Below are 21,755 nucleotides of genomic sequence, written 5' to 3' on the forward strand. Positions count from 1 at the left end.
TATAGAGTGAACCCCTGATTTTACAGGCGCTGTCATGCAAGAGATTGAACTGAAATTCCAGATTCCCCCCGCTTCCCGTGCGTCGCTGTCCGAGTCCCTGCGCGACGCCGCCAGCGCGACCACCCGGCTGCGCGCCCGCTACTTCGACACCGGTGACCGCCTGCTGGCGCGCTCGGCCTTCGCGCTGCGGCTGCGGCAGGAGGGCGAGGGCTGGGTGCAGACCCTCAAGGGCCGCGGCGACGGCCTGATGACCCGGCTGGAACACAACGCGCCGCTCGGCACCGACTCCGGCGACGAGGCACCCGCACTGTCGCTGGAACGCCACGCCGGCACACCCGCTGGCGTCGCCCTGCTCGCGCTGCTGGAAGGTGCGGGGCGCACGCCAGCCGATCTGGCGCTGCAGTTCTCCACCGACATCACCCGCACCCACACCGAGGTGGAGGCCGACGGCGCGGTGGTCGAGGTGGCGCTGGATGTCGGTCAGATCGAGGGTGGCGGTCGGACGTTGCCGGTGTGGGAGATCGAATTCGAGCTGATCAGAGGGGAGCCGGTCGGTCTGCTGGGGCTGGCTTATCTGTGGACCGAGGCGTTCGGACTCTGGCTCGATGCGCGCAGCAAGGCCGAGCGGGGCGACCGGCTGGCGCGGCAGCTCACGCACGGTGAGGTGCCTGCGATCAAGCCGGTTGATCCCCGGCAGCCTTGGTCGCAGCAGTTGGCCAGGGCGCTGGCTCCGGTGCTGGCGCTGGTGGGCGATGTGGCGGACGGACAGGCGTCGACGGCGCAGCAAGTGGCGCTGGCACAGGCGATCGTGGCGTTGCTGGACGTGCTGCGGCGTGATCCTGTTGCGGCCGATGTGATCGAGCCCCTGACCTTGCTGGCCGGCCTGGTGTTTGATCCGGAGGTCTGGCGTCTGGTCGATACGCAGGCGCTGTGGTTCAACCTGCTGGACTGGAGCCTGCCGGACGCCCGCTGAGCGGATCCGCATACAGGTGCGCGGCTTCGAGCGCAGCAGCCAGCGTCGGCGCGATGCCGTGTTCGCCGAGCAGGGTGTCGAAGCCGGAGCGGGTCAGCAGCGAGCGGGGCTGCTCGTTGAGCGCCGCCACGATCAGCCGCACGCCACGGCGCTGCAACTGCCGGTGCAGCTGCACCAGCGCGTCGACGCCCGAGGTGTCGACCGAGATCAGCCGGTGCATCTCCAGCACGACGACGCTGGTGCCGGCGCGCAGGCGCTCGGGCAGCGACTCGACCTTGCCGACCGCGCCGAAGAACAGCGTGCCGTAGAGACTGAAAACCTCGACGCCTGGCGGCGGGGTCGGCAGCGTGTCCTGGAAGTCGCCGGTGGGGGCGGTGTCTGCGGACACCCGCTCGACCTGGAACAGCTGGCTCATGCGCCAGATGAAGAAGCCGCAGGCCAGCAGCAGCCCGACCTCCACCGCGATGGTCAGGTCGAAGATGACGGTGAGGAAAAACGTGCCGAGCAGCACCGAGCGGTAGGGCAGCTTGAAGTGCCGCAGCCGCGCAAACTCGTGCCACTCGCCCATGTTCCACGCCACGAACAGCAGGATGCCGGCCAGCACCGCCAGCGGCACGTTCATCGCCAGCGGCGCGGCCACCAACATGACCAGCAGCAGCGCCAGCGCGTGCACCATCCCCGCCACCGGCGACACCGCCCCGGCGCGCACGTTGGTGACGGTGCGGGCGATGGTGCCGGTGGCCGGGATGCCGCCGAACAGCGGCACGACGAAGTTGGCCACACCCTGCGCCATCAGCTCCTGGTTCGGATCGTGGCGCTGGAAATCCCCCATGTTGTCGGCGACCCGGGCGCACAGCAGCGACTCGATCGCCCCGAGCAGCGCGATGGTCAGCGTCGGCATCAGCAGCTGCTTGGCGGTGGCCCAGGTGAACTCGGGCAGGTCGAAGGCTGGCAGCGCCTGCGGGATGCCGCCAAAGCGCGAGCCGATGGTCTCCACCGGCAGGTGCAGCAGCCAGCTCGCCAGCGTCAGGGTCACCAGCGCCACGATCGGCCCTGGCACGCGCGAGATGACCCGCGCGCTGCGGCCGGCGACCACCTGCGCGGGCAGGATGGTGCCCGGCTTGAACAGCCGCAGCCAGACGAACAGCCCGCCCAGGCAGGCCGCGCCGAGCGCGAAGGCCCAGGGGTTGAAGCTGTCCCGGTGCTGCCAGAGCGTGTGGATCTGGGCGAAGAAGTCGGCCGGCATCTTGTCGATCTTCAGGCCGAACAGGTCCCGCAGCTGTGACAGCCCGATCAGCACCGCGATGCCGTTGGTGAAGCCGATGACGATCGACACCGGGATGTAGCGCACCATGCCGCCAAGCTTGAGCAGCCCCATTGCGAACAGCAGCACCCCGGCCAGCATGGTCGCGATCAGCAGGTTGGGCAGGCCGTAGCGCTCGATGATCCCGTAGATGATGACGATGAAGGCGCCGGCCGGGCCACCGATCTGCACCGCCGAGCCGCCCAGTGCGGAGATCAGGAAGCCCGCGATGATGGCGGTGTAAAGCCCCTGTTCCGGCTTGACGCCCGAGGCGATCGCGAAGGCCATGGCCAGCGGCAGTGCCACGATGCCGACGGTGGCGCCAGCGCCCAGATCGGCCAGGAGGCGTTCGCGGCCGTAGCCGGCGCGCAGGGTGTCCAGCAGGCGCGGATGGAAGGGGTGCAGGCGCTGCAGCCAAGCTGGCTTCGACAGGTAGGTGGACCAGTTCTGCACGCGGAGTGTCTCCATTGGATGGCCTGTGCCGTGATCCGGCATCGTTGCAACCAGTGTGCGCCTGTTGTGTACCAGTGCCCTTACAAGGTCGGTGCAAGGGCCTGTCGTTGAACCCTGAAGCCAAACGCACAAGAGGCCCGAAGGCCCCTTGCATAGATCAGAAAATAAGCAAATCCGGTTGATCTCAGGGGCAAGGCACGGAGTTCGCCAGGGTGGCCGGGCGCAGCGCGTTGGTCGTGGGGCTTTCGTCAGTGCCCAGGGTGTTGTTGGTGAACTTGCAGCCGTAGCTGGCCGCCGCCACGGTGGCAGGCGTCACGACGTCGTCGCCCGTGGGCTTGAGGCCGTCACGCTCCCACTTGATCATGTCGTCGAAGGCGGTGGCCTGCTCTGCGACGGTGAAGTCGCAGTGGCTCACGCCGCGGATCGCGCGCTGGACCAGCCATGCGCTGTTGCCCTTGGCGGCCACGCGCTTCTGGTAGACCTGCTCCATGCTGAAGGGTACGAACAGGTCGCCCAGCGTGTGGATGGAGACCACGGGAATCTTGAACTCGCCGTTCGCCTGGGGAATCCAGCGCAGCCCGTCGCGGCGCAGGCGGTTGGCGTCTGCCGTCGGGGTCAGCTTGAGCGCGGCGGCATTGAGTGCCGTGGTGCCGGCCGCGTCGCCGTCGATGGCGTAGGTCAGGGTGCGGGTGTCGAGGATGTTCTTGTTCAGGATGCCCGTCACGGTGCCGTCCGAGCCGAAGGTGCCCCAGGCCGAGGGGAAACTGCCGCCGAAGGCAATGCCCAGGTTGAACATCGGACGCTCGCCGCCGGTGATGTTCTTCAGCACCGACAGGTACTTGGCGCCCGTGGCGGTCGGCGCGGACGGGAAGGTGGTGAACAGCGTGCTGGTCACCAGCGCGCTGATCTCGCTCCACTTGTCGGTCGGGTAGCTCGGCAGCCCGGCCAGCGCCTGCGCGGTGACCTGCATGGCGGCGAACTGGTTGAACAGCTCGGCGTCGCCCAGCACGCCGCACATCGGTACCGCACCGCTGTACTGGACCTTGTTGATGGCGGTGGTCTGGGCCTCGTCCTCGATGGCGGCTGCCGTGATGTGGCCCCCCATCGAATGGCCGGTGATGTACGTCTTGGTCGGCGAGGACAGCGTGCGGCCGTTCGCGGCGGCGATCTTGTTGAAGGCGAGCGCCAGCGCGTTGGTGTCTTCCACACCGGCGCGCACGTCGTAGTAGTTCTTGCTGTAGCTGGACGCTGCCCAGGCATAGCCGTTCTGGATCAGGTAGCGGCGGATCGACGGGTTGTTCACGCCGAGCGCGGCGCCGGTGCCGGCGTAGCCGTGGGCGTACATGACGAGCTTGCCGTTCCAGTTGGCCGGCACCTCGACGCGGTAGGCCGCGCCGCCCTGCACACCCGCCCAGCGGCTGGTGGTGGCCATGGCGGTCACGTCGCCCGGGGCGGCGGCCATGGCGGCGAAGGTGGTCGCGGTGGCGTCGGCGGTGAAGGTGCGGGTGTCCTGGGTGCGGGTTTCTTCGGGCACGACCGGGGCCGGGTCATCACCACCGCCACAGGCAGCGAGCAAGGCTGTGGCGGCCAGCGCCAGGGCGGTCAGGCGCAGCGTGGGGGGGCGGGGCGAGAACGTCTGCATGGTCGATCTCCGAGGGACAAGGCGGGATCGACAGCGTAGTCCTCGACAAGGTCCGGGCGTGAGGGGCGCTAACCCGTACAGCTTGTCTCGTCGGAGACAAGCTGCGTCCGGCCTCAGCGGATGCGCATGCCCGGCTGCGCGCCCGGGAAGGGCTCCAGCACGAAGATCCCCGGGTTCTTCTTCTCGTCGGCGTCGCTGGCGGCCAGCACCATGCCTTCGCTGATGCCGAACTTCATCTTGCGCGGCGCGAGGTTGGCGACCATCACGGTGAGCTTGCCTTCCAGATCTTCTGGCTTGTAGACCGAGGCGATGCCGGAGAAGACGTTGCGGGTGCGGCCTTCACCGGCGTCGAGCGTCAGGCGCAGCAGCTTGGTCGAGCCGTCCACTGTCTCGGCCTTGACGATCTTCGCGATGCGCAGGTCGACCTTGGTGAAGTCGTCGATCTTGATTTCCGGGGCGATGTCCTCGCCGCCGGGGATGACCTTCTCCGGCTCGGGTGCGGCGAAGAGTTCCTCCAGCAGCTTCGGATCGACGCGCTGCATCAGGTGCTGGTAGGTGCCGATGGTGTGGCCGCCGAGTGCGCGGTTGGCGGCGTGGAAGTCGAGCGGCTCGACCTGGAGGAAGGCTTCGACCTGCGCTGCCAGCTTCGGCAGCACGGGCTTGAGGTAGATCGTCAGCAGCCGGAACGCCTCGATGCAGACCGAGCAGACATCGTGCAACACGGCGTCCTGCCCGGCCTGCTTGGCGAGTTCCCACGGCTTGTTCTGGTCGACGTACTCGTTGACGCGGTCGGCCAGCGCCATGATCTCGCGCAGCACCTTGCCGAGTTCACGCGCCTCGTACAGCCCGGTCACCGTGTCGCGGTGGGCGCGCAGCGTGTCGAGCAGCACGCGGCCCTCGACGCCCAGGTCGCTGCTCAGCTGGCCGCCGAAGCGCTTGCTGATGAAACCGGCGGCGCGGCTGGCGATGTTGATGTACTTGCCCACCAGGTCGGCGTTGACGCGGGCGGTGAAGTCGTCGCGGTTGAAGTCGATGTCCTCGACGTGGGCGTTCAGCTTGGCGGCGATGTAGTAGCGCAGCCACTCGGCGTTCATGCCCAGCGACAGGTACTTCAGCGGGTCCAGGCCGGTGCCGCGGCTCTTGCTCATCTTCTCGCCGTTGTTGACGGTCAGGAAGCCGTGGACGAAGACGTTGTCCGGCGTCTTGCGGCCGCTGAAGTGCAGCGTCGCGGGCCAGAACAGCGTGTGGAAGTAGGTGATGTCCTTGCCGATGAAGTGGTACTGCTCGATCGCCGGGTCGGCCATGAACTCGGCGTAGCTGCGCGTGTCGCCGTACTTCGCCTTCGGGCCGCCCTTGTCGAACCAGTTCTTCAGCGAGGCCAGGTAGCCGATCGGCGCGTCCAGCCAGACGTAGAAGTACTTGCCCGGCGCGTCCGGGATCTCGATGCCGAAATACGGTGCATCCCGCGAGATGTCCCAGTCGCCCAGGCCGCCCTTGCCCTCGTCGTCCTTGGTGAACCATTCCTTGATCTTGTTGAGCACTTCGGGCTGGAGCTTGCCCGGCTCGGTGGTCCATTGCTGCAGGAACTCGACGCAGCGCGGATCGCTCAGCTTGAAGAAGTAGTGGTCGCTGGTCCGCAGCACCGGCGTCGCGCCCGACAGCGCCGAGTAGGGCTGGATCAGTTCGGTCGGGCTGTAAACGGCGCCGCAGGATTCGCAGGAGTCGCCGTACTGGTCCTTCGCGCCGCACTTGGGGCACTCGCCCTTGATGAAGCGGTCGGGCAGGAACATGCCCTTCTCGGGGTCGAAGAACTGCTCGACGGCGCGGACCTCGATCAGCCCGTTGTCGCGCAGGCCGCGGTAGATGTCCTGGGCCAGCTCGTGGTTCTCGACGCCATCGGTCGAGTGCCAGTTGTCGAAGCTGATGTGGAAGCCGTCGAGGTATTCCTTGCGGCCGGCGGCGATGTTGGCGACGAACTGCTGGGGGGTGATGCCGGCCTTTTCTGCCGCGATCATGATCGGTGCGCCGTGGGCATCGTCCGCGCCGACGAAGTGGACCTGGTGGCCCTGCATCCGCTGGTACCGCACCCAGATGTCGGCCTGGATGTACTCCATGATGTGGCCGATGTGGAACTTGCCGTTGGCGTAGGGCAGGGCGGTGGTGACGAAGAGCTGGCGGGTCATGTCGTGGCGTCTTGGCAGAGTGCGCGGGAAGGAGGGCGATTTTAGGTCGCCGCGGTATCGTGGCGGCGATGAATCCGAGCCCGCCGCCCGATCCTGTCGATCCCGCCGATCCGCGACCCGTCCTGACCGTGCAGCCGCTGGGCTGGTGCGTGCGTGTGGCACCGGGGCAGTCGCTGGTCGAGGCGGCGCGGGGCGCGGGCGTTCGTCTGCGCAGTTCCTGCCGCAACGGCACCTGTCGCGCCTGCCTGTGCCGGCTGGTGGCAGGCGAGGTCGCCTACCGCGTCGACTGGCCGGGACTCACCGCCGAGGATCGTGCCAGCGGCTGGATCCTGCCCTGTGTGGCGCTGCCGCGGGGCGATGTGGTGGTCGAAGCCGTGGCCGAGCCGGTGGAGATCCGGCGCTGATTGCTCCAGTTTGGAGCGAGATCGCGGCCGATGCGCGAATACCGCTTTGCACCTAGCGACTTTCCCTTTCACCGCTGCGAGAGGGGTTCGCTAGACTGCGGGCTGTTTTTCTCTGACCACATCATGTCCAACATCAACGACGCAGCGATCAAGCAAGCCCTCCAGGCTGTCATCGACCCCAACACCGGCCGGGACTTCGTGTCCACCCGCCAGTTGAAGAACCTGCGCGTCAGCGGCAGCGATGTCGCGTTCGACGTGGAACTCGGCTATCCCGCGGCCAGCCAGATCGACAGTCTGCGCAGCGCGCTGATCGCCGCGGCCCGCTCGGTCGAGGGCGTCGCCAACGTCAGCGTCAGCGTCACCAGCAAGATCGTCGCGCACTCGGCGCAGCGCGGCGTGCAGCTGCTGCCCGGCGTGAAGAACATCATCGCCGTGGCCTCCGGCAAGGGCGGCGTCGGCAAGAGCACGACGGCCGTGAACCTGGCGCTGGCGCTGGCCGCCGAAGGTGCGGCGGTCGGCATCGTCGACGCCGACATCTACGGCCCGAGCCAGCCCATGATGCTCGGCATCACCGGCGCCCGCCCGGAGAGCTACGACGGCAAGACCATGGAGCCGCTGATCGGCCACGGCCTGCAGGTGATGTCGATCGGCTTCCTGGTGGACAACGACCAGGCCATGATCTGGCGCGGCCCGATGGCCACCCAGGCGCTGGAGCAACTGCTGCGCCAGACCAACTGGAAGGACCTCGACTACCTGATCGTCGACATGCCCCCGGGCACCGGCGACATCCAGCTGACGCTGGCGCAGAAGGTGCCGCTGACCGGCGCGGTGATCGTCACGACGCCGCAGGACATCGCGCTGCTCGACGCCAAGAAGGGCCTGAAGATGTTCGAGAAGGTCAGCGTGCCCATCCTCGGCGTGGTCGAGAACATGGCCGTCTACTGCTGCCCGAACTGCGGCCACACCGAGCACATCTTCGGCGCTGACGGCGGCAAGAAGATGGCGGCGGAATACGACATCGAGTACCTCGGCGCGCTGCCGCTGAACCTGTCGATCCGCGTGCAGACCGACGCCGGCTGCCCGACCGTGGTGGCCGAGCCGGACGGCGAGATCGCTGCGCTCTACAAGACGGTGGCGCGCCGCATCGCGGTGAAGGTCGCGGACAAGGCCAAGGACTACTCGTCCAAGTTCCCGACCATCACGGTGTCCAAGGGCACCTGAGCGTCCCGGGGGCGCGCCGTGTCAGGCCAGGAAACCCAGGTCTGACACGGAGAAGTTGCCCAGGTTGGGCAGCACCGTGCCCAGTTCGCTGCGGCTCAGGCCCATCCAGTGGCCGAGCGTGGCGGCGTACTCCGTCACCGAGACCGTGGGCAGCAGGCGGCCGCTATCGACGTCCGTGCTGGTGCCGAGCGCAGTGATGGGAAAGTTGCCGTAGATCTGGCGACCCTTGACCGCGCCCCCCGCGATGAAGTGGTGCGAGCCCCAGCCGTGGTCGCTGCCTTGGCCGTTGCTGGTCAGGGTGCGGCCGAAATCGCTCGCGGTGAACAGGGTCATGCGGTCGAGCAGGCCGGCGCCCTGGAGCGCGGTGAGGAACCAGTCCACGCTGTGGGCCACGCGGGCCATGAGCAGGGGCTGGTCGCGCAACTGGTTCGCGTGGGTATCGAAGCCGCCGACCGACACCATGAACACCTGGCGGCGCATGCCCAGACCCGGTCCCGCCGCGATCATCTGCGCGACCATGCGCAACTGCCGGGCCAGCCCCTCCTGGTCGAGGCGCAGGCTGCCGCCGGAGGGCAGCGTGAGCGCCGTGGTCGGCAGCGCAGGCACGGCGGCATTGGCCAGCGCCGTGCCCAGCAGTGCGGTGGTGTCGAGCGAGCGCTGTGTGAGGCGCGCGTAGTCGGACTGGAACGGATCACTTCCCCCGGCGAGGATGACCCGGCGCAGCAGCGCCGCGGTCTGCGTGGACCCCATCATCCGGTCGCGTCCGAGGGCTTCGATGCGGATCGGGCCCGATTCGCCGATCTGGTATTGCTGCACCGTTTGGCCGGTGAGGAAGACGGCGTTGCCGGACGCGGAGACGCTCGTCAGCAGCGGCTGCGTGTTGGCGGACTGCAGCAGATCGCCCATGCGCCCGCCCCAGCCGGACGCCGCGCCTTCCGGTGCCAGCGACTGCCAGAACGACTGCTGGTCGTTGTGCGAGTAGAGCTTCGGCGGCACCGCGGAGCCGCCCGCCGTGTACTCGGCCTTGGTGAGCGGGCGCGCCAGCGCACCGACGTTGGACAGCACGGCCAGCTTGCCGGCTTCGTACCACTTGCGCATCGGTGCCAGCTCCAGAGGCATGCCGAAGCTGCGGCCTGCGGCCTGACCGGTGCTGCTGAGCGCCTGGAGTTGCTGGGCCGGCCACGCCAGCGGGCCCCGTGCCCGGGTGTAGTCCAGATGGCTGGCGCTGTCCGTGGGCACGATCCAGTTGTGGGCATCGTTGCCACCGGCCAGGTACAGACAGACCAGGGCGCGGTAGCCGCTGGTGTCGGCGGCCACCGCTTGCCCGGCGGCCAGCGCGCCGATGCCCGCCAGTCCCATGGCCAGCGGCGTGTCGAAACCGGGCAGCAGCGGCGCGGCGGTGGCGGCCAGTCCGCAGGACTGGCGCAGGAAATGGCGGCGCGAGGCGTTCATGGTGGGGTTCAGCGTTGGATCCGGAATTCGGGAGAAGCCAAGGTCAGGAAGACCGCCAGATGGACACGGTCGGGGTAGCTGCGCGGGCTGCCGTCCGCGACGCTGACCACCGCCTCGGTCAGGAGCTTGCGCAGCGTGGCCGACATGCGGCCGCCCAGCAGCAGCACGTCGATCTCGTCCAGCAGACCGCTGACACCGCCGTTGGCGAGCGCATTCAGCAGGTAGCTGTAGTTGCCGGGGATCTCCGGGACGGTGTCGACCCAGCCGAGGCCCCCGCTGCCCATCGCGTCGGCCAGGTTTGCCCAGGCGGCCACGCTGTTTTCGTCGAGGATCTGGAACTCGGGTGCCGTGGCCTTGCGGGGCGCAAACCCCGGGCTCGGCGGGACATAGCCGGGGCGGAAATAGCCGAACACCGAGGGCGCCCGGAACGGCGTTTCACCGAGCGGATCCAGTTGCCAGCCCATGCGGTAGCGGCCGTTGATCGAGCGGGCGCCGAAGGTCCGCATCCAGTGGAGCATGCCCAGCACCGGCTCCCGCAGCTTGCCGGACGGGCTGCCTGCGGTCGGGACCGTGCGTGCCTCGGGGTCCAGCAGGATGGCGCGCACGACCGCACCCAGATCACCCCGCACGCCTGTGCCGTTGTTGTTGAAGACCGCGGCAACGCGGCCCACGTAGGCCGCACTCGGCTGGCTGGTGACCAGCTGCTGGATGAGCTGGCGCCCGATGAAGGGGCCGACGTTGGGGTGCCGGAACAGCGTGTCCAGCGCGGCCTTCACGTCGGCTTGCGCCGACGACCCGGCTGGCAGTGTCACCGCCCAGGGCTTGCCGGTGAACAGCTTCTTCTCGGCCGTGGAGTGCTGGTCGGCGAGGGGCTTCATGCGCTGCAGATCGACACGCTGGTCGGTGGCGGCGGTGTAGGCCGGGTCGAGCCAGCCGAACTTGTCGCTGGTCATCTGGCCGTCGGGGAAGCCCCAGGTGAAGCCGGTGAAGACCTTGGCGAGCGCCATCACGTCGGCATTGCGGTAGGTCTCGATCGGCTGGCCGGTGCTGTCGAGCTTGAGACTGCCATCCGGATTCAGCTCCTGCAGGCCGATGGTGAAGAGCTGCATCAGCTCGCGCGCGAAATTCTCGTCCGGCTGCCGGTTGATCGATGGATCTTCCTTGCGGTTGCGCAGGTGCGAGAGGTAGATGCCCATGGCCGGGCTGAGCGCCATCTCCTCGAGCAGCGTGCGGAAGTTGCCGAAGGCGTTGCGGTTCAGCAGGTCGAGGTAGTTGGCGTAGGCGCGGCTGTGGAACCACAGATTGGCATCGACCTGGGACACCATGAAGATGTGGTGCAGCGCGAAGGCGGTGCGCTTGCGCAGCTGGTCCGGTGCTGCCGGGGCCGTGCGCCAGAAGATTCGCACGATTTCAGACGGGTCGTACTGGTCGCCGCCCGGCCGGTAGCTGTCGCTCTGGCTGTAACGTGCCTGCACCGCATTGACGAAGTCGTTGGTGGCGGGCAGGGCCATCTGGGCGGTGATCCAGCTGGCGTCGGTGGTCGCGGCCAGTGCATCGACCGCCGCGGCCGTCGGGCCGAAGCTGGCCTGGAGCAGCAACCGGGCCGCCTCCTTGCGGCGTGGGAGGGTCGATCCCGCTGAACCGGACGCAGTGGGCCAGGTGACCCGCAGGGCCCCGTCGCTGGCCAGGGTGCTGCTGCCGGGGAGCAGGTCCTGACCGTCGAACGCCGCGCTGCCGGTGCCGCGGTCGATGACGATGCCGGTGGTGAAGGGCAGCAGCACCGTCGTGCCGTTGCCCAGCGAGGCGATGTAGAGGTTGCGGTCGACGCCATTGGCAGAGAGGTCGTTGGTGAAGACCGCATCGACCTTGTCGCCGCCGCGCAGGGCCGGGACGCTGAAAGTGAAGTCGGCCCAGTCGGCGGTGTTCTTCACCTCGACTGTGCCGACCACCTGCTGGTTGACGCGGACCACCATGACTGGACCGACCCCGGCGTAGAGGCTGCCTTTGGCGCGCACCGTGAGCAGGCTCGGCGCGGTGGCAGTTTTCGTGGTGGCGAGGGCGTCTGCGGTGGTCATCAGCGCGTCGGCGAGCGGAGCGCCAGCGCTGCCGCCGCCACACCCCGCCAGCAAGGCCAGCAGCAGTGCAGGCGCCGCGGTGTACGGACGCAGGAAGGAACAGAGGGCCATCGCGGTGGTGGGCCTGGCTGGTCGATCCATCGGGATCCACGGTGCAGCGCAGGCGAACAGAGGTTGCAGGATGCGTCTGTTCTAACCGCCGGAGCACCGAGTCAATTCCCGCAAAACGGGGAGTAATTGATCGGTTGTTCCCGAAAAATGGAAATTACTGAAGAAATTGCAATCTCAGGGCCGTGTCGGCACGACCTTGATGCGCTGCCAGTAGGCGCGGTCAATGGTCGTCATGACGCAGGGCCGGGTCAGCACGGTCGCCTTTTCGGCGCCCATTTCCGGCATCACCTGCCGCACGGGCCAGTACAGCACGCCCTGCGCCAGCCGGATCACCCGCGACGGAGCGTCCAGGCGCACCCCTGCGTAGGGCTTGGATTCGAGTGCATAGACCAGCACCCGCTCCCTGGACCAGCGCACCTTGCGGCCCAGCGCGGTGATCTCGTCCTGGTGTTCGATGGTGTCGTCCCACTCGCGCGGCGAGTCGATGCTCAGCAGGCGGGTGTTCTTGCCCGGCAGCGGGCATTGCATGTGGCTGCGGGTCGAGAGCACGCGCAACGCGGTCGGCCCGGCTTTCGACTGGCTGGTGCTGCTGGTGTCGGCCACCGGATTGCGGGTGACCTGCAGGCCCTGGGCCGAAGCGACCTGCGCGGCCGCAGTGATCACCAGGCCGAGCAGGGGCCTTGCGAGGCAGGCGGTCCACCGGTGCGGGCGGGGTCGAAGCGGCGCTGAGGGCGTGGTCATGGGCTCCCGGTGGCAGTTGAGGCAGTCGATTCGGCGAATATACCGAGATTCGACCCGCCATCGCCAGGGGGAACCCGTAGCGCTAAGAATGTGCTTCAGGGTCCCCAGGGGGCCGGTGACAGGTTCAGATCCAGGTCGGTCTGGTCCGCTGACAGTGACAGGATCCGCTCGGCACCACACGGCTCGCCCGGCCCGCAGACGGTGCCGTCGTTGTTCGGATCGGCACCGGCGCGGACCACCACCTTCGCGCGCCGGTAGCCGCTGAATTGCCAGGCGTAGCGCCCCTGGCTGGCGTGCACCAGCACGGTGTGCAGCAACCGGCCGGTGTCCGGATCGCTCAGCGTCACGTAGACCGGCCCGAAACCGGGGCCGCTGCTGGCGCTGCCGGCGGGCCGGTCGAGCGTGACCGGCACGGTCAGCTCCGCGCCGTTGCTCAGCGTCAGCGTGATGGTGGCGCTGAAGCTGCCGTCCGCGGGCAGCAGGCGGCGGTCGACGTCGAGGAGCTGCCGGTTCAGGCTGATGCTGGGGTCGGCGGTGCCGGTGCGCAGCGTGAGCGCCGGGCTGCTGCTGCGCACGGCGGTGACGGTCGCGGTGACCGAGGCGCGCTTGCCCGAGGTCACCACGAGGTCGATGGTGGCCGCGCTGCGCAGGCTGCCAAGGTCCAGCCGGGCCGGGCGGATGCCCAGCGTGGCCGCGCCGCTCGTCGTGCTGCTGGAGCCGGTGGCGGATTCGAGCGCGGCGTCAACGGCCTTGCGCGCGTTGATCAGCCCGTGGCCGTAGAGGCTGTCGTGGCCGGTGGCGCCCAGATCGTCGGTCAGCCGGCCGGCGGCGAACAGCGCGTCGATGTCCTCCACGGACAGGTCCGGGTTGAGGTAGCGCATCAGGGCGAGCACACCACTGACCTGCGGCGTGGCCATCGAGGAGCCCTGCAGCGGACCGACCCCCGCCACGCGTTGTCCGTCGCCGGTGTAGTTGACGAGGGTGCTGAAGATGCCCTCGCTCAGGCCGATGGAGGCCGCGTCCGTGCCGAGGTCGCCACCGGGCGCCATCGCGGTCAGCGCGGTACCGGAGTTGGCATAGCGCGAGAGCTGCCGGTTCGAGTCGACGGCACCCACGGCGATGACGCCCGCGCAGTTGGCGGGCTGGTGGACCTCGGCGGGCTGACCGCCGGGGTTGTCCGCCAGGCTGCCGGCCGCGGCCACGACCAGTGTGCCGGCTGCACGCACCCGGTTGATGGTGTCCTGGAAGGCCACGCCACAGGCGCCGGGGCTGCCCATGCTCAGGTTGATCACGTCGGCCCGGCGCGCCGGCAGCACGCCGGCGCCGTTGTCCAGCCCGGCCGCGTAGAGCATGGCCTGCAGGATGTCGATGGTCTTGGCCGAGGTGTGGCGGCCGAACACGTTCAGCGGCATCAGCCGCGCCATCGGCGCCACGCCGGCCACGCCGACGCCATTGAAGGTGGCGGCGGCTGCGGTGCCGGCGACGTGGGTGCCGTGGGAGACGGCGCGGTCCTCGGCCAGACGCTGGTCGTCGCCGTTGGCCTGGTTGCGGTCGCCCGGGAGGCGGCTGGTGAGGAAGGTCCGTCCGAACGAGGCCAGCTGCGGCTGCAGGTCCGGGTGGTCGAGCATCACCCCGGTGTCGATCACCGCGATGATCGGCCGCTGTGCGGGCTGGACCGGCAGCGCCTGGATGCGGTTGATGGCCGCGGGCAAGGTGATGAGGTCGTAGTCCCAGCGCTGCTCGCCGTAGTGGAGGTCATCGGGCGGAAAGAGGCCGATGGTGGCGGACGTCTCCATCCACACATTGGGCTGGACATAGTCGTAGGCGCCGGTGGCCTGCAGTGCCTTGGCATAGCGCAGGGTCTCCAGGCGGGCCTCGATGCCGTCGCGCAGCGGGGAGGCAGACGGGCTGGTCGACTGCGTGCGCGCGGTGGAGGCCACGGCCCGGTCGCCGGACAGCAGGGCGAGCCCGCTCCGGCGGGTGGCTGGCTGGCCGGGCAGCAGCAGGAGTTGGGGGCCTTGCGCCGACGGGCCCGCGGCGGTCGTGATGCCGGAGCGCCGGACCAGCGCCTGCGCATTGACGGTCGCGAGGGTCGAGCCGCTGCGGGCCTGCGCGACGAGTTCGCCGGGATCGAAGGCGGTGCGGGCCGTGGTCGCGGTGCAGTCCGTGGTCGGGGTGGTGGCCGGGCCGGCCCGCAGCGTGTAGCCGGCGGCCCGCTTGAAGGCCTCGAGCCGCAGGTAGTAGCGGCCGGCCTGCGTGATACGGACGCACTCGTAGCGCGTGTCGCTGCGGTCGGAGGCGCCGGTCAGCACGCCATCGGCGGATGCCACGTACAGGTCCAGATCGGCGGGCTCCGCGGTCGTGCCGGGGGCGAATTCCAGCTCGACCAGGTCGTCGCGCTGCAGATCCAGCACATAGGCATCGGTGGTGTCGCCGTCGGTCTGGTTGCTGCCGGCCGGGCCGGTGCCGGGGCGGTTGACGCTGCCCACCAGCAGCACCGGTGCGCTCAGGGCCTGCGCCGTGGCCAGATCGTTGTTGCGGGTGCGACCGAGCTGGTTGACGTCGTTGAGGTCGGAATCGACCGCCGCGCCCGCCGGCACCGACAGCGTGCCCGAGAGCCGATAGCCGGCTCCAGCGAGATCCGTGCCTGCGTCGCCCCCATTGCCGCTGTCTGCACCACCACATCCAGCCAGCGCTGCACACGCCGCCAGACCCACCCATGCCCATCGGGCCGTTCCCCTGATTCCCATGCAATTGCTTCCTGAATGTGTCTAAGTGTGACGTATTGCGCGGAAAATCATATACATTCGCAGCGAATGGACCGGTTTTGCTCCTGCCACAGCGCCGCAGCGCAGTGCGGTATTGCACAGTTCCGCGGCTACAGTTGTGACCATGAACCTGCTCGACGCCATGCGTTACCTGGCCGCGCTGGCCCAGCACCGGCATTTCGGCCGCGCGGCCGAGGCCTGCCACATCACCCAGCCCGCGCTGTCCAACGCGGTGCGCGCGCTGGAGCAGGAATTCGGCGTGACCATCGTGCGCCGCAGCCGCCAGTACGAAGGCCTGACGCCAGAGGGCGAGCGCGTGCTGGCCAGCGCCCACCGCATGCTCCACGAGCGCGAGGCACTGCGCCAGGACCTGAGCGCCTCGGTCGACCGGCCCGGCGGCCCGCTGGTGATCGCGTGTGTGCCCACGGCAGTGCCGGTGGCGGCTCGGCTGGCGGCCCGGCTGCGGGAGCGCCATCCAGACATCCGGCCCTCGGTGCGCTCGCTCAGTTCGGCCGAGATCGAGACCGGGCTGGAGCAGCTCTCCTTCGATCTGGCGCTGGGCTACGTGGACCGAGCGCGGGCGCGGGCCCTCAAGGCACAGGTGCTGTCCACCTACCGCGAGCGCTATGTCCTGCTGCGCCGCCGCGATACCTGCGCGGTGCCCGACGAACCAGCCCCGATGCGCTGGGCCGACGCGGCGCGCCTCGACCTGTGCATGCTCACCCGCGAGATGCACAACCGCCACATCGTCGACGAGGCCTTCGCCCAGGCGGGCGTGGTGGTGCAGCCGGTGATCGAGACCAACTCGGTGCTGACGCTGATGCTGACGGTGGTGGAGGGCCGGGTCTGCAGCGTGATGCCGGGGGTGCTGGCTGCGCTGGCGCGGCAGTACCCGGCGCTCGAACTCGTGCCGCTGGTCGAGCCGGATCTCACCGTCACCATGGGCCTGCTGCTGCCGCAGGGCGGGCGGCTGTCGCTGGCGCAGCAGGCGGCCACGGCGCTGGCGGCGGATGCAGCGTGGTGGCGCGGCGTGGTCGGCACGGCGGATGCTGCGGTGCATCATTCGAGCGCTGTATCGGACGGTTCGGCGATGTGATTGGACAGGGGCGGCGTGCAGGCCGATAGTGCCGGCATGAACGCTCCTGCCTCTGCCGCACCCGCTGCCGCGACCGCCGATGTCCCCCTGACCCCACGCCAGCAGCAGGCGCTCCAGGCGGTGCTCGCCGAACGTGGCGCGCTGCCCGGTGCGCTGCTGCCGGTGCTGCATGGCGTGCAGGAGGCGCTCGGCTTCATTCCACAGGCGTCTCTGCCGGTCATCGCCCGTGCGCTGCAGTTGTCGCGCGCCGAGGTCCACGGCGTCGTCACCTACTACCACCACTTCCGCACCACGCCGCCACGCGGCCGGGTCGTGCAGATCTGCCGCGCCGAGGCTTGCCAGTCCATGGGCGCCGAAGCGCTGATGGCCCACGCGCAGGCGGCGATCGACGCGCACGGCTGCGACACGCTCGAAGCCGCGTACTGCCTGGGGCTGTGCGCGCAGTCGCCCGCTGCAATGGTCGGCGACCGGTTGCATGCGCGGATGACGCCGGCAAAGCTCGACGCGCTGCTGGCCTCCGTACAAGGAGCAGGCGCATGAGCGCGACGCTGACCCTCTACGTGCCGCGTGACAGCGCCGCACTCGCCGTCGGTGCCGATGCAGTGGCCGACGCGCTGCACGCCGAGGCACTGGCGCATGGCACTGCACTGCAACTGATCCGCAATGGCTCGCGCGGCCTGCTCTGGCTGGAAACGCTGGTCGAGGTCGCGACGCCGCAGGGCCGCGTCGCCTTCGGCCCGGTGGCGCCCGAGGACGTGCCGGCGCTGTGGCCGGCGCTGGTCGCCGAGGCCAATGGCGCGCCGTCCGAGCATCCGCTGCGCCAGGGCGTCACCGACCAGATCCCCTACCTCGCGCTGCAGGAGCGGCTGACCTTCCGCCGCGTCGGCATCACCGATCCGCTGTCGCTGGACGACTACGCGGCGCATGGCGGCTGGGTCGGTCTGCAGGCCGCGGTTGGCATGGACAGCGCCGCGATCCTGCACGAGGTCACGCACAGCGGGCTGCGCGGGCGGGGCGGGGCGGCGTTTCCGGCCGGCATCAAGTGGAAGACGGTGGCCAACGCTGCCGTGGCACCGGGTGCGACGAAGTACGTGGTCTGCAACGCCGACGAAGGCGACTCCGGCACCTTCGCCGACCGGATGCTGATGGAGGGCGACCCGTACCTGCTCATCGAAGGCATGGCGATCGCCGCGCTGGCGGTCGGAGCCACCGAAGGCTATGTCTACATTCGCTCCGAGTACCCGCACGCGGTCGCCACGCTGACCGAGGCGGTGGCGCGCGCGACGGCCACCGGCTGGATCGGCGACGACGTGTGCGGCTCGGGGCGTGCCTTCCATCTGCACGTCCGCATGGGCGCCGGCTCCTACGTCTGCGGCGAGGAAACCGCGATGCTGGAAAGCCTGGAAGGCAAGCGCGGCATCGTGCGCGCCAAGCCGCCGCTGCCGGCACTCGAAGGCCTGTTCGGCCAGCCGACCGTCATCAACAACGTGCTGACCTTCGCCGCCGTGCCGACCATCCTTGCGCAGGGCGGGGCGTTCTACCGGAACTACGGCGTCGGCCGCTCGCACGGCACGCTGCCCTTCCAGCTCGCCGGCAACATCCGCCGCGGCGGGCTGGTCGAGAAGGCCTTCGGGCTGACGCTGCGCGAGCTGCTCTACGGCTTCGGAGGTGGCACCGCATCGGGTCGGCCGGTGAAGGCCGTGCAGGTCGGCGGGCCGCTGGGCACTTATGTGCCGGAGTTGCAATGGGACGTGCCGCTCGACTACGAAGCCTATGCCGCCATCGGCGCGGTGGTCGGCCACGGCGGGCTGGTGGTGCACGACGACACCGCCGACATGGCCGGGCTGGCGCGCTACGCGATGGAGTTCTGCGCGCTGGAGTCGTGCGGGAAATGCACACCGTGCCGCATCGGTTCCACGCGCGGCGTCGAGGTGATCGACCGCATCACGCTGAACCGCGACAAACCCGTGGTCCGCGACCAGCAAGTCGAATTGCTGCGCGACCTGTGCGAGACGATGGTCGGCGGCAGCCTATGCGCGATGGGCGGCATGACGCCGTTCCCGGTGCTGTCGGCGCTGAACCACTACCCCGCGGACTTCGGTCTGTGATTCGACGGAGAGCGGAGAGAGACATGAACCACCCGATCATCCCGATCAAGGTCCAGGAAATCGACTACGGCACCCCGGTCAGCCGCCTGGGCGCGGACGCCGAGTCGGTCACGCTGACCATCGACGGCTTCGCCGTCACGGTGCCGAAGGGCACATCGCTGATGCGCGCCGCCGTGGACGCGGGCATCCAGGTGCCGAAACTCTGCGCGACCGACTCGCTGGAGCCGTTCGGCTCGTGCCGGCTGTGCCTCGTCGAGATCGACGGTCGGCGCGGCACCCCCGCGTCCTGCACCACGCCCGCCGAAGCCGGCATGAACGTCCGCACGCAAAGCCCGGCGCTGCAGAAGCTGCGCAAGGGCGTGATGGAGCTGTACATCAGCGACCACCCGCTCGACTGCCTGACCTGCGCGGCCAACGGCGACTGCGAACTGCAGGACATGGCCGGTGTCGTCGGCCTGCGCAACGTGCGCTATGGCGTCGGCGAAACGCCCGTGGCCGGCATCACCGGGCGCCACCACCTGCACCTCGCCCATGCCAAGGACGAATCGAACCCGTACTTCACCTACGACCCGAGCAAGTGCATCGTCTGCAACCGCTGCGTGCGCGCCTGCGAAGAAGTGCAGGGCACGTTCGCGCTGACGATCTCGGGCCGGGGCTTCGAGTCGCGCGTGTCGCCGGGGATGGACGAGCCGTTCATGCAGAGCGAGTGCGTGTCCTGTGGCGCCTGCGTGCAGGCCTGCCCGACCGCGACGCTGACCGAGAAGACGGTGATCGAACTCGGCCAGCCTGAGCACAGCGTCGTCACCACCTGCGCCTACTGCGGCGTGGGCTGCAGCTTCAAGGCAGAGATGAAGGGCACGCAGGTCGTGCGCATGACGCCGTGGAAGGACGGCAAGGCCAACGAAGGGCATAGCTGCATCAAGGGCCGCTTCGCCTGGGGCTACGCGACGCACAAGGATCGCCTGACCAAGCCGATGCTGCGCGACAAGATCACCGACCCGTGGCGCGAGGTGAGCTGGGACGAGGCACTGGCGCACGCGGCCGGCGAGTTCCGCCGCATCCAGGGCACCTACGGCCGCGATTCGGTCGGCGGCATCACGTCGAGCCGCTGCACCAATGAGGAAACCTACCTCGTGCAGAAGCTGATCCGCGCCGCCTTCGGCACCAACAACGTCGACACCTGCGCCCGCGTCTGCCACAGCCCGACCGGCTACGGCCTCGGGCAGACCTTCGGCACCTCGGCGGGCACGCAGACCTTCAAGTCGGTCGAACACACCGATGTGGTGATGGTCATCGGCGCCAATCCGAGCGAGGGCCACCCGGTGTTCGCGTCACGCCTGAAGAAGCGGCTGCGTCAGGGCGCGCGGCTGATCGTGGTCGATCCGCGCCGCATCGATCTGGTGGACGCGCCGCATGTCCAGGCCGACGTGCACCTGCAGCTCAGGCCTGGCACCAACGTCGCCGTCATCACGGCGCTGGCGCATGTCGTCGTCACTGAAGGGCTGGTCGACGAGGCCTATGTCGCCGAGCGCTGCGACCCGAAGAGCTTCCAGCAGTGGCGCGACTTCGTTGCCAAGCTGGAGAACTCGCCCGAAGCGATGGCCGAGGTCTGCGGCGTGCCGGCCGACGCGTTGCGCGCTGCGGCGCGGCTCTACGCCCGCAAGGGCAACAGCGCGATCTACTACGGCCTGGGCGTCACCGAGCACGCGCAGGGCTCGACCATGGTCATCGGCATTGCCAACCTCGCGATGGCCTGCGGCATGGTCGGGCGCGAAGGTGTCGGCGTGAACCCGCTGCGGGGCCAGAACAATGTGCAGGGCTCCTGCGACATGGGCAGCTTCCCGCACGAGCTGCCCGGCTACCGCCACATCAGCGACACGACCGTGCGCGCCCAGTTCGACGCCGCCTGGGGCGTGACGCTGAACCCGGAGCCGGGACTGCGCATCCCGAACATGCTGGACGCGGCGCTCGACGGCAGCTTCAAGGCGCTCTACGTGCAGGGCGAGGACCCGGCGCAGTCCGATCCGGACACGCAGCATGTCGCGGCGGCGCTGTCGGCGATGGAGTGCGTGGTGGTGCAGGACATCTTCCTCAACGAGACCGCCAAGTACGCCCACGTCTTCCTGCCGGGCTCGTCCTTCCTGGAGAAGGACGGCACCTTCACCAACGCCGAGCGCCGCATCAGCCGTGTGCGCCAGGTGATGCCGCCGCTGGCCGGCAAGGCGGACTGGGAGGTGACGCAGGCCTTTGCCAACGCGCTGGGCTACCCGATGCACTACACGCATCCGTCAGAAATCATGGCCGAGATCGCGGCGCTGACGCCGAGCTTTGCCGGCGTCAGCTTCGAGAAGATCGAGCGCCTGGGCAGCGTGCAATGGCCCTGCAACGAGACGACCCAGGAGGCGGGCACGGCGATCATGCACGTCGGCGGTTTCGTGCGCGGCAAGGGCCGTTTCCTGCCGACGCAGTACGTGGCGACGGACGAGAAGGTCACGCGCCGCTTCCCGCTGATCCTGACCACCGGGCGCGTGCTGAGCCAGTACAACGTCGGCGCCCAGACCCGCCGCACCGAGAACAGCCGCTGGCACGAGGAAGACCGCCTGGAGATCCACCCGCACGACGCCGAGGAGCGCGGCCTGCAGGACGGCGACTGGGTCGGCATCGCCAGCCGGGCGGGTGAGACGGTGCTGCGGGCGGACGTGACCGAGCGGGTGCAGCCGGGGGTGGTCTACACGACCTTCCACTTCCCCGAGTCCGGCGCCAACGTCATCACCACCGACTCGTCGGACTGGGCGACCAACTGCCCCGAGTACAAGGTGACGGCGGTGCAGGTCAGCAAGGTCACGCAGATGAGCGCATGGCAGCGCGATTTCGCGGCGTTCACCGAGGTGCAGGAGGGCTTGCTGGCGCAAGGCCACGACCACACGGCGCAGCCGGAGGCCACGCGATGAGCGCGCCGGGCCAGGACCAGAGCCACTCCCACGATCCAGATCAGACCATTGTCCGGCTGGCCAACCGCATCGGCGACTTCTTCGAGGCCTTTCCGGACCGGGACGAGGCGATCGAGGGCGTGGCCAGCCACATCCGCAAGTTCTGGGAACCGCGGATGCGGCGGCAGCTGTATGCCTATCTCGATGGCCCGCAGGCTGGGGCCGGGCTGAACGAGCTGGTGCTGGTGGCGGTGCGGGCGCGCCGGACGGCGCTGCGTCCGGACACCTGAACGCC

The 21,755-nt window shown here is 69.1% G+C and carries 15 protein-coding genes; 8 read left to right on the plus strand and 7 right to left on the minus strand.

Annotated features, from left to right (window positions below):
- Nucleotides 1–34 precede the first annotated feature (34 nt).
- Nucleotides 35–973 carry a CYTH domain-containing protein gene (locus AABN02_RS05845; RefSeq protein WP_338413979.1) on the plus strand — a complete coding sequence of 313 codons (939 nt, stop codon included), beginning with the start codon at nucleotides 35–37 and terminating at the stop codon, nucleotides 971–973.
- Here AABN02_RS05845 and AABN02_RS05850 read toward each other — a convergent pair.
- The 3 genes from AABN02_RS05850 to metG all read right to left on the minus strand — a co-directional run bounded on the left by AABN02_RS05850 (nucleotide 936) and on the right by metG (nucleotide 6,554).
- Nucleotides 936–2,744, minus strand: coding sequence for a SulP family inorganic anion transporter (locus tag AABN02_RS05850; protein ID WP_338413980.1), 1,809 nt, complete (start codon nucleotides 2,742–2,744; stop codon nucleotides 936–938). The genes AABN02_RS05845 and AABN02_RS05850 overlap by 38 nt on opposite strands.
- A gap of 169 nt (nucleotides 2,745–2,913) precedes the next feature.
- The gene (locus tag AABN02_RS05855) at nucleotides 2,914–4,371 is read right to left on the minus strand and encodes an alpha/beta hydrolase (protein WP_338413981.1); all 1,458 of its coding nucleotides are present in this window, start codon (nucleotides 4,369–4,371) and stop codon (nucleotides 2,914–2,916) included.
- Between the two features lie 113 nt (nucleotides 4,372–4,484).
- Nucleotides 4,485–6,554: a methionine--tRNA ligase gene (metG, locus tag AABN02_RS05860; protein WP_338413982.1), complete on the minus strand. Its 2,070-nt coding sequence runs from the start codon at nucleotides 6,552–6,554 to the stop codon at nucleotides 4,485–4,487.
- 68 nt (nucleotides 6,555–6,622) lie between these two features.
- Here metG and AABN02_RS05865 point away from each other — a divergent pair, with 68 nt between their 5' ends.
- Both AABN02_RS05865 and apbC read left to right on the plus strand, forming a co-directional pair.
- Nucleotides 6,623–6,958, plus strand: a complete 336-nt coding sequence (locus AABN02_RS05865) for a 2Fe-2S iron-sulfur cluster-binding protein (RefSeq protein WP_338413983.1) — start codon at nucleotides 6,623–6,625, stop codon at nucleotides 6,956–6,958.
- 123 nt (nucleotides 6,959–7,081) lie between these two features.
- Nucleotides 7,082–8,179, plus strand: coding sequence for an iron-sulfur cluster carrier protein ApbC (gene apbC / locus AABN02_RS05870; protein ID WP_338413984.1), 1,098 nt, complete (start codon nucleotides 7,082–7,084; stop codon nucleotides 8,177–8,179).
- 21 nt (nucleotides 8,180–8,200) lie between these two features.
- On the opposite strand, the gene AABN02_RS05875 is transcribed toward apbC, so the two are convergent.
- The 4 genes from AABN02_RS05875 to AABN02_RS05890 all read right to left on the minus strand — a co-directional run bounded on the left by AABN02_RS05875 (nucleotide 8,201) and on the right by AABN02_RS05890 (nucleotide 15,308).
- Nucleotides 8,201–9,631 carry a DUF1501 domain-containing protein gene (locus AABN02_RS05875; protein ID WP_338413985.1) on the minus strand — a complete coding sequence of 477 codons (1,431 nt, stop codon included), beginning with the start codon at nucleotides 9,629–9,631 and terminating at the stop codon, nucleotides 8,201–8,203.
- Nucleotides 9,632–9,639: 8 nt separating this feature from the next.
- The gene (locus tag AABN02_RS05880; protein WP_338413986.1) at nucleotides 9,640–11,817 is read right to left on the minus strand and encodes a DUF1800 family protein; all 2,178 of its coding nucleotides are present in this window, start codon (nucleotides 11,815–11,817) and stop codon (nucleotides 9,640–9,642) included.
- Nucleotides 11,818–11,991: 174 nt separating this feature from the next.
- Complete coding sequence (locus tag AABN02_RS05885; protein ID WP_338413987.1) at nucleotides 11,992–12,558, minus strand: hypothetical protein; 567 nt, start codon at nucleotides 12,556–12,558, stop codon at nucleotides 11,992–11,994.
- Between the two features lie 95 nt (nucleotides 12,559–12,653).
- On the minus strand, nucleotides 12,654–15,308 hold the full coding sequence (locus AABN02_RS05890; protein WP_338413988.1) for a S8 family serine peptidase: 2,655 nt from the start codon (nucleotides 15,306–15,308) through the stop codon (nucleotides 12,654–12,656).
- A gap of 142 nt (nucleotides 15,309–15,450) precedes the next feature.
- Between AABN02_RS05890 and AABN02_RS05895 the strand changes: the two genes are divergently transcribed.
- Genes AABN02_RS05895 through AABN02_RS05915 form a run of 5 tightly spaced genes read left to right on the plus strand, consistent with a single transcriptional unit; the run spans nucleotide 15,451 to nucleotide 21,750 of the window.
- Entirely contained in the window at nucleotides 15,451–16,422 is a 972-nt protein-coding gene (locus AABN02_RS05895) for a LysR substrate-binding domain-containing protein (RefSeq protein WP_338413989.1), read from the plus strand.
- 36 nt (nucleotides 16,423–16,458) lie between these two features.
- Nucleotides 16,459–16,962, plus strand: a complete 504-nt coding sequence (locus tag AABN02_RS05900) for an NAD(P)H-dependent oxidoreductase subunit E (RefSeq protein ID WP_338413990.1) — start codon at nucleotides 16,459–16,461, stop codon at nucleotides 16,960–16,962.
- Nucleotides 16,959–18,530, plus strand: coding sequence for an NADH-ubiquinone oxidoreductase-F iron-sulfur binding region domain-containing protein (locus tag AABN02_RS05905; protein ID WP_338413991.1), 1,572 nt, complete (start codon nucleotides 16,959–16,961; stop codon nucleotides 18,528–18,530). The genes AABN02_RS05900 and AABN02_RS05905 overlap by 4 nt, the downstream gene beginning before the upstream one ends.
- A 23-nt stretch (nucleotides 18,531–18,553) precedes the next feature.
- A complete protein-coding gene (fdhF, locus tag AABN02_RS05910; RefSeq protein ID WP_338413992.1) occupies nucleotides 18,554–21,481 on the plus strand; it encodes a formate dehydrogenase subunit alpha in 2,928 nt (975 codons plus the stop codon).
- Complete coding sequence (locus AABN02_RS05915; RefSeq protein WP_338413993.1) at nucleotides 21,478–21,750, plus strand: formate dehydrogenase subunit delta; 273 nt, start codon at nucleotides 21,478–21,480, stop codon at nucleotides 21,748–21,750. Before fdhF ends, AABN02_RS05915 begins: the two co-directional genes overlap by 4 nt.
- The last annotated feature ends 5 nt before the right edge of the window (nucleotides 21,751–21,755 follow it).

This window comes from uncultured Sphaerotilus sp. (genome assembly GCF_963924895.1).
GTDB lineage: Bacteria > Pseudomonadota > Gammaproteobacteria > Burkholderiales > Burkholderiaceae_C > Sphaerotilus.